Origin of the sequence: Corallococcus sp. AB049A (genome assembly GCF_003668885.1) — a bacterium.
Taxonomy (GTDB): domain Bacteria; phylum Myxococcota; class Myxococcia; order Myxococcales; family Myxococcaceae; genus Corallococcus; species Corallococcus interemptor.
The window spans coordinates 1-8,276 of the sequence record NZ_RAWL01000387.1; the positions used below are offsets into that span (position 1 = coordinate 1).

Consider the following 8,276-nt stretch of genomic DNA (forward strand, 5'->3'; position numbering starts at 1 on the left):
GGCTCCGGTCTCGTGGGCTCGGAGAGGTGTATAAGAGACAGGTGTGGGCTTTGTTCGGCGAATGGCGGTGAGTGTGTCCTAGGAGGCGGCCAGGCGCTCCTTGAGGATGTGTTTCTGGACCTTTCCGAGCGCGTTGCGGGGCAGGGCGTCGGTGAAGACGACGCGGCGGGGCTTCTTGAAGGCGGCGAGCCGTTCGCGGCACCAGTCCACCAGGGCCTGGGCGTCGGTGGGGGCGCCGGGGTGGGGGACGATGACGGCGACGACCTGTTCGCCGAAGTCCGGGTCGGGCAGGCCCAGGACGGCGGCCTCCGCGACGGACGGGTGCTGGGTGAGGACCTCTTCGACCTCGCGGGGGTAGATGTTGAAGCCACCGCTGATGATGAGCTCCCGGGCCCGTCCGGTGATGCGCAGGAATCCGTCCGGGTCCCACTCGCCCAGGTCTCCGGTGCGGAACCAGCCATCGGCGTCGAAGGCCTCCTGGGTGGCGTCCGGGCGGCGCCAGTAGCCGGTGAAGACGTGGGGGCCGCGGACCTCGATTTCGCCTGTCTCGCCGCGGGGCAGGGGCTGGCGGGAGCGCACGTCCACGACGCGGGCCTCCTGGCCGGGGAAGGGCATGCCCACGGTGCCGGGGCGGCGTTCGCCGTCGTAGGGCTGGGTGGTGTTCATGAGGGTTTCGGTCATCCCGTAGCGCTCCAGGATGCGGGCGCCGAAGCGCGCCTCGATGTCCAGGCACAGCTGGGGGCTCAGCGGGGCGGAGCCGGAGACCCAGAGGCGCAGGGGACGCGGCGTGACGCCGGTGCAGCGGGATTCTTCGAGGAGGCGGCCGTACAGGGTGGGCACGCCGAAGAAGAGGGTGAGGGACGCGTCGTCGTGCAGGGCGGTGAGGGCTTCGGAGGCGACGAAGCGGCGGCGCAGGTCCACGCTGGCGCCGGTGAAGAGGGTGCCGTGCAGGCCCACCATGAGGCCGTGGGTGTGGAAGAGGGGAAGCGTGAGCAGCAGCCGGTCCGCGTCCGTCCAGCGCCACGCTTCGGTGACGGCGCGCACGTTGGAGAGCAGCTGCCGGTGCTGGAGCATGGCGCCCTTGGAGCGGCCGGTGGTGCCGGACGTGTAGCCCAGCACGGCCAGGTCCTCCGCGCGGGGCAGGGGCAGTGAAGCGGTGGACGCGGCGCCCTGCGCGAGCACGTCGTCGAAGGCGACGGCGGGGAGCTCGGGGGGAGCAGGCTCCACGGTGATGAGCCATTGCAGCGACGGAAGCTGATCGCGCAGGGGAACGAGTTCGGAGGCACCGGAGGCACTGGTGACGCAGACCTTCACCTCCGCGTCGGAGAGGATGTGGGCCAGCTCCACCTGGCGGTAGGCCGTATTGACGAGCACGGCGACGCAGCCCGCGGCCTGGACCCCCAGCCACGTGATGACGAACGCGTCGCTGTTCTCCAGGAAGAGGGCGACGCGTTCCCCCGGAGCCAGCCCCCGGGCCTTGAGTCCGCGCGCGAACGCGGTGACCCGCTCCGCCAGCTGTCCACGCGAATACTCAGTCCCCTCGAAAGACAGCAACGGGCGCGAGGGCTCGTGACGAGCATGGTCCAGGAACACTTCAAGCAGGGAGGCCGGCATGACGCGCGAGCCTAGCGCCTGCCGGTGGGAATGGGAGCGTGCTCCGACTTTGGACCGGAAGGCCTGCCAGGCGGCCATCAGTTGCCGCGACATGCCAGAATTGGCATGCTCCAGAAGATGGCGAGGCCTCTGGTCTGGGTGGGGAGCAGCTTGGAGGACTTGAAGTCGTTTCCTGAAGAGGTGCGAGGCGTCATGGGCTACGCGCTGCATCTGGCCCAGACAGGGGGAAAGCACCCGGACGCCAAGCCCCTCAAGGGCTTCAAGGGGGCTGGAGTGCTGGAAGTCGTCGAGGACTTCGACGGTGACACCTTCCGTGCGGTCTACACGGTCAAGCTGAAGGGAGTCCTCTACGTGCTGCACGCCTTCCAGAAGAAGTCTCGGAAGGGCATCAAGACCTCCAAGCAGGACATCGATCTGGTGAAGCTCCGATTGAAGGCGGCGGAAGACCTCCACGCGGCCCGGAAGGACGCTACGGAAGAGGAATCAGAATGAAGAGCGAACCGAAGTTCACGGCCAGCAGTGGGAATGTCTTCCGGGATCTGGAGGTCGCTCAGCCCGAGGAGGCGCAGGCCAAGGCGGAGCTCATGGCGCGGATCGCGGAGCTCATCGCCAGGAAGAAGCTGACCCAGGCTGCGGCGGCGAAGCTGCTGGGAGTGGATCAGCCCAAGGTCTCGGCCCTGCTGCGTGGACGCATGGCGGGCTTTTCGACGGAACGGCTGATCCGCTTCCTGACCCTCCTGGGCAGTGACGTCCAGATCGTCGTACGGGACCGCCCCAGGTCCCGGGCTCCAGGGCACCTGGAAGTTGTCACAGCCTGACGTGTGGAAACCGGAGCTGCCGTGTCGTGGCGGAAGCTCCGGCCGTTTGCCCTAAGCCGCCTAGAAGAGCGACATGCCCAGCGTGACGCTGCACAGGAAGCCGCCGTGCTGGGTGGTGGCGATGTCCAGGTCGTCGAGGAGGTTCGGGTCGCGGCCGTCCGACGTGCGCCAGTTGTCCTCACGCAGCCGGAAGCCCCAGCCCGCGCGCAGGCCCAGGTACATGGGGCCCATCGACTGACGCATGCCCAGCGCCAGCGTCGCCACCGGCGTCATCAGCTTCTCCGTCGTGTACACCTCGGACTCGCCGCCGAAGCTGAGCGTCGTCGTCGACGTGCCGCCCATGTTGAAGCTCATGCCCGCCTCCAGGAACGGGCTCGTGCGCACCTCGCCCAGCGGATACAGGCGCGCCACCGGACCCACGCGGAAGCCCCAGGCGCCCGTGCCCGCGCTCAGGTTGAGCCCCAGGACGGGCGCCACCCGGTACTCCAGCTCACCGCCAAAGATGCCCGACGGGCTGTTGAAACCCAGCGCCAGACCCAGGTCCAGGTTCGTGCGCCCACCCCGGCGGGGCGGCGCCTCGCGCTCCACCTGGCGCCCCGTCGAGTCTCCCTCCATCCCCTCATGGCGGGGCGCGTCGCCATTCACGCGCTCCGACACCAGCGAGTCCGAGCCCGCGCCGGAGGCCGCCGGAACCTCCTCGGCCGCCACCGGCGTCTCCTGGCTCGCGGCCTCCAGCTTCTGCGCCTCGGCCAGCACCGCCTGCGCCATCACCACCGAGCCCTTGTCGCTCAGGCTGGGATTGACGAAATCGTACGACAGCGTCTTGGTGCGCACCGGCTGGTGCGTCGTGCTCAGCAGATACGTCAGCCGGTACTTCTCTCCGGCCCGCGTCACCTTCGCGCTCACCGTCACGTCCGCCGAACCCTCGTGCTGCGGATCCATCAGGATGGCTTCCGTGGTCGCGCCCTTCAGCGCCTCGTTGATGCCGTAGCGCGTGCGCTCCGCCACGGTGCTCGCCGCCAGTCCGGACGCGTCCACCTCGCTGCCCACGTCCGTGAGCTGGAGATACAGGGCATCCGCGAAGGCGGAGAAGGGCAGGAGGGTGGCGGCCAGCAGCATGCCGGCGCGCTTCCCGAAGGAGGTGGAGCGCATGGGGTGTTCCTCGAAATTGTGTGGGAATTGAATCGAGCAGGCAGACGGCCTGACGCTGTTGCTATTCAACCCCAGCACACTTCTTCGCGGTGTCCGTTCCTGGGACGCGCGCTTCGCGCAAGCGGTCAACGCGGCCGGACAATCCTTCCTCGCGCTCGTGTTTCCGGGGGCTTGGCCCGGCTCGAAGCCCTGGCACACGGCTCGCTATGGCCCGGGGCGTGGACATCCCGAAGGCTCGCAAGCCGCGCCGCAAACCCTACCTCCTGGCCGCCCTGGGCCTCGCCGCGCTCGTGGCGGTGACCGTGGGCCTGTCCCGGCTGCGCCCCGCGGCGCCCACCGTGGACAAGGCCTCCGTGTGGCTGGACACCGTGAAGCGCGGCCCGCTGGTGCGCCAGGTGAAGGGCACCGGCTCGCTGGTGCCTGAGTCCATCCGCTGGCTCACCGCCGACACCGCCGGCCGCGTGGAGCGCATCCACGTCCGTCCCGGCGCCACCGTCACCGCGGGCACGGTGCTCCTGGAGCTGTCCAACCCGGACGTGCAGCTCCAGGCGCTTGAAGCCGAACGCCAGCTCGCGAGCGCCGAAGGCGACTTCCTGGAGCTGCGCGAACTGCTCCAGACGCAGCGCCTGTCCCAGCAGGCCACCGTGGCCACCCTCACCGCCGAGTCCGCCGACGCCACCCGCCGCGCCCAGGCCAACGCCGAGCTCTTCCAGAGGGCCTTCGTCGGAGACCTGGAGACGCGCCAGGCCCAGGAGAAGGCCGACGAGTCCCGCCAGCGTCTGGAGTTGGAGCGCCAGCGCCTGGACGTCATGTCCCAGAGCCTGCGCCAGCGCCTCGCGTCCCAGCAGGAGCAGGTGGAGCGGCTCAAGGCCGTGGCCCGCTTCCGCCGCCAGCAGGTGGAGTCCATGAAGGTGCTCGCGGGAGAGGACGGCGTGCTCCAGGAGCTGCCGCTGGAGCTGGGCCAGTGGGTGACGCCCGGCGTGCTCCTGGCCAAGGTCGTGAAGCCGGAGCGGTTGAAGGCGGAGCTGCGGATCGCGGAGACGCAGGCGCGCGACATCCTCCCGGGCCTCAAGGCGCAGGTGGACACGCGCAACGGCGTGGTGGAGGGCACCGTGGCGCGCGTGGCGCCCGCCGCGAGCCAGGGCACGGTGCGCGTGGAGGTGTCGCTGCCGGACACGCTGCCCAGGGGCGCCCGGCCAGACCTCACCGTGGAGGGCACCGTGGAACTGGAGCGGCTGGACGACGTGCTGTCCGTGGGCCGCCCCGCGGGAGCGCAGGCGGAGAGCACGCTGGCGCTCTTCCGGCTGTTGCCCGGTGGCGACGAGGCGGTGCGCATCCCCGTGAAGCTGGGCCGGGGCTCGGTGAACGCGGTGGAGGTCGTGCAGGGACTCTCAGAGGGTGACCAGGTGGTGCTGTCGGACATGACCGCGTGGGATGCGGTGGAGCGCGTGAGGCTGCGATGATGACGACGATGACGAACGACGGCGAGGCGAAGGCGCTGCTCCAGCTCGACGGGCTCACCAAGGTGTTCGAGACGGAGGAGGTGGAGACGCACGCCCTCTCCAACATCCAGCTCACCGTCCGCCAGAACGAATGGGTGGCCATCGTGGGCCCGTCCGGCTCCGGCAAGTCCACGCTGCTCGCGGTGCTGGGGCTGCTGGACACCGCCACGCGCGGCAGCTACCTCTTGGATGGCAGGAGCGTGCTGGACCTGTCCCCCACGGACCGCGCGAAGGTGCGCAACCAGCACATCGGCTTCATCTTCCAGAGCTTCAACCTCATCGGCGACCTCACGGTCTTCGAGAACGTGGAGCTGCCGCTCACCTACCGGGGACTGCCCGCGCAGGAGCGCAAGCAGCGCGTGGAGCGGGCCCTGGAGCGCGTGGGCATGGCGCACCGGGCGCGGCACCTGCCGGGGCAGCTCTCCGGCGGTCAGCAGCAGCGCGTGGCGGTGGCGCGCGCCGTCGCGGGAGACCCCCTCATCCTCCTGGCGGACGAGCCCACGGGCAACCTGGACTCGAAGAACGGCGAGGCGGTGATGCAGCTGTTGTCCGACCTGCACAAGGCGGGCTCCACCATCTGCATGGTGACGCACGACCCGGCGCACGCGCGCATCTCCACGCGCACGGTGAGCCTGTTCGACGGCCGCGTGGTGCAGGACGAACAGCTTCGCTGACGGAAAGGGAGACACGGCCATGGAACACCTGCTCGGTGACTTGCGCTACGCGTGGCGCTCCCTGAGGAACGCCCCCGGCTTCGTGGCGGTGGCGGTGCTGACACTGGCCCTGGGCATCGGCGCGAACAGCGCCGTGTTCAGCGTGGTGAAGGGCGTGCTGCTCACTCCGCCCCCTTTCCGTCAGCCGGAGCAGCTGGTGCTGCTGGCCCCGAACTTCGAAGCCTTCGGCTTGAAGGAGGTGTCGAACTCCCTTCCCGAGTACCGGGACATGACCACGCACACGAAGGCCTTCGCGTCGCTCGCGGCCTTCCGGCCCGACGACATGACGCTCACCGGGGGGGACTCACCCCGGCGCCTGCATGTCGTCGTCGCCACGGCGTCCTTCCTGCCCACGCTGGGCGTCACGCCGGTGCTCGGCCGGGGCTTCACGCAGGAAGAGGAGGTCCCGGGCCAGGACAAGGTCGTCGTGCTGTCGGACTCCGCGTGGCGCACGCACTTCGCGAAGGACCCGGAGGTGCTGGGGCGCGTGCTGCGGCTGGACGGGGTGCCGCGCACGGTGGTGGGCGTGCTGCCTCCGGGCGCCGTCTACCCGGAGGACACGGAGGGGGTGCTGCCCCTGGCGCCCACGCCCGAGCAGCAGGAGGAGTCCCGGCGCGGCAACCGCTTCCTCAGCGTGATGGCGCGGCTCGAGCCGGGCATGACGCTGGACGCGGCGCGCACGGACCTGGTGCGCATGGGCAACGCGCGCCCGGCGGACCTGGTGAGCCGGTACCGGGAGTGGGGCTGGTCCATGAGCGTGAAGCCGCTGGAGGACCAGGTGGTGGGCGGCGTGCGCGAGACGCTGTGGCTGCTCTGGGGCGCGGTGGGCTTCGTGCTGCTGGTGGCGTGCTCCAGCGTGGCGAACCTGCTGCTGGCGCGGGCCGTGTCGCGAGGGCGTGAGGTCTCCATCCGCGCGGCGCTGGGCGCGGGCCGGCTGCGGCTGGTGGCGCAGTTCCTCACGGAGAGCCTGGTGCTGTCGCTGGTGGCGGGCGCGGTGGGGCTCCTGCTGGCGCTGTGGGGCACGGATGCGCTGGTGGCCACGGTGGGTGACAGCCTGCCGCGCGCCCAGGGCGTGAAGCTGGACGTGGCCTCCGTGCTCTTCACGCTGGCGGTGTCGGTGCTCACGGGCGTGCTCTTCGGGCTGGTGCCCGCGCTCCAGGCCAGCCGCGTGGACCTGCACGCGGCGATGCGCGAGGGCGCACGTGCCACGGGGAGCCACCGCACGGGCCGGCTGCGCGCGGCGTTGGTGGTGGCGCAGGTGTCGCTCGCGCTGGTGCTGCTGGTGGGCGCGGGCCTGTTCGTGAAGAGCTTCCTCGCGCTTCAGCGCGTGGATGCGGGCTTCGAGTCCGAGGGCGTGCTCACCGGAGCGCTCGCGCTGCCCAGGGTTCAGTACCCGGACCCGGCGAAACAGGCCGCTTTCCTGCAGGCCCTGCTGCCGCGGCTCCAGGCGCTTCCGGGCGTGGAGTCCGCGGGGCTCACGAACCTGCTGCCGCTGGGGGGCTCCGCGGACCGCAGCTTCGACATCGACGGGCGTCCGCGCCAGCCGGGGGAGCAGTGGAAGGCGGTGGAGTTCCGCGCCGCCACGCCCGGCTACCTGAACGCGCTGCGCGTCCACCTGCGGCAGGGCCGGCTGCTGGAGGACCGGGACGGGCCGGACGCGCCCTGGGCGGTGGTCATCAACCGCTCCTTCGCGGACCTCTTCTGGCCGAAAGGAGACGCGCTGGGGCAGCGGCTGAAGCTGCACGGCCAGGACATGCAGTGGACCACGGTGGTGGGCGTCGTGGACGACCTGCGCGAGTGGGGCCTGGACGTGCCGTCGCGCCCGGCGGCCTACTATTCGCTGTCGCAGCTGCCGGACGTCTCCATGGGCCTGGCGGTGCGCGTGAAGTCCGGGGAGCCGGAGGCGGTGCGCGCCCAGGTGGAGGCGGAGGTGCGCGCGGTGGACGCGGACCTGCCGCTGTTCGACGTGTCTCCGCTCACGCGGCGGATGGACCAGTCCACGGGGCCCCGGCGGCTGTCCGCGCTGGTGATGGGGCTGTTCGCGGGCGTCGCGCTGCTGCTCGCGGCGCTGGGGCTGTCGGGTGTCATCGCCTTCTCGGTGTCGCAGCGCACGCGGGAGCTGGGCATCCGCATGGCGCTGGGCGCGGCGCGAGGCGACGTGCTGCGGCTGGTGCTGGCGCAGGGCCTGCGGCTGTCGCTCACGGGCGTGGCGGTGGGGCTGTGTCTGTCCCTGGCGCTGGCGCGGCTGTTGGGGTCGCTCTTGTACGGAGTCTCGGCGGGCGACCCGTGGACGTTCGGAGGGGTGGCGCTGCTGTTGACCGGGGTGGCGCTGGCGGCGTCGTGGCTGCCTGCCCGGCGGGCGACGCGCGTGGACCCCATCATCGCGCTCCGGGCGGACTGAGTTCCCTCCTTTCTGGCACAGTTCCCAACCGTGGCGCTCCCCGTGTCCGAACCCACTGCTCCCCCTCCGCGTACCC

7 protein-coding genes are annotated in these 8,276 nt (G+C 70.9%); 5 read left to right on the forward strand and 2 right to left on the reverse strand.

Features of this window, described 5'->3' with window-relative positions:
- Nucleotides 1-78 precede the first annotated feature (78 nt).
- Complete coding sequence (locus D7X55_RS30895; protein WP_121724940.1) at nt 79-1,614, reverse strand: AMP-binding protein; 1,536 nt, start codon at nt 1,612-1,614, stop codon at nt 79-81.
- A gap of 105 nt (nt 1,615-1,719) precedes the next feature.
- On the opposite strand from D7X55_RS30895, the gene D7X55_RS30900 reads away from it, so the two are divergent.
- Both D7X55_RS30900 and D7X55_RS30905 read left to right on the forward strand, forming a co-directional pair.
- Nucleotides 1,720-2,106: a type II toxin-antitoxin system RelE/ParE family toxin gene (locus tag D7X55_RS30900; RefSeq protein WP_199747236.1), complete on the forward strand. Its 387-nt coding sequence runs from the start codon at nt 1,720-1,722 to the stop codon at nt 2,104-2,106.
- Nucleotides 2,103-2,432, forward strand: a complete 330-nt coding sequence (locus tag D7X55_RS30905; protein WP_120551804.1) for a helix-turn-helix domain-containing protein — start codon at nt 2,103-2,105, stop codon at nt 2,430-2,432. Before D7X55_RS30900 ends, D7X55_RS30905 begins: the two co-directional genes overlap by 4 nt.
- A 60-nt stretch (nt 2,433-2,492) precedes the next feature.
- Here the strand turns inward: D7X55_RS30905 and D7X55_RS30910 are convergent, their stop codons facing one another.
- Nucleotides 2,493-3,584 (reverse strand): hypothetical protein, encoded by a 1,092-nt coding sequence (locus tag D7X55_RS30910; protein WP_120551803.1) that lies wholly within the window; start codon nt 3,582-3,584, stop codon nt 2,493-2,495.
- Nucleotides 3,585-3,802: 218 nt separating this feature from the next.
- Between D7X55_RS30910 and D7X55_RS30915 the strand changes: the two genes are divergently transcribed.
- Genes D7X55_RS30915 through D7X55_RS30925 form a run of 3 tightly spaced genes read left to right on the forward strand, consistent with a single transcriptional unit; the run spans nt 3,803 to nt 8,200 of the window.
- Complete coding sequence (locus D7X55_RS30915) at nt 3,803-5,047, forward strand: HlyD family secretion protein (protein ID WP_120551807.1); 1,245 nt, start codon at nt 3,803-3,805, stop codon at nt 5,045-5,047.
- On the forward strand, nt 5,044-5,760 hold the full coding sequence (locus D7X55_RS30920) for an ABC transporter ATP-binding protein (protein ID WP_120551802.1): 717 nt from the start codon (nt 5,044-5,046) through the stop codon (nt 5,758-5,760). The genes D7X55_RS30915 and D7X55_RS30920 overlap by 4 nt, the downstream gene beginning before the upstream one ends.
- Nucleotides 5,761-5,779: 19 nt before the next feature.
- Nucleotides 5,780-8,200: an ABC transporter permease gene (locus D7X55_RS30925; protein ID WP_121724941.1), complete on the forward strand. Its 2,421-nt coding sequence runs from the start codon at nt 5,780-5,782 to the stop codon at nt 8,198-8,200.
- Nucleotides 8,201-8,276: the final 76 nt, after the last annotated feature.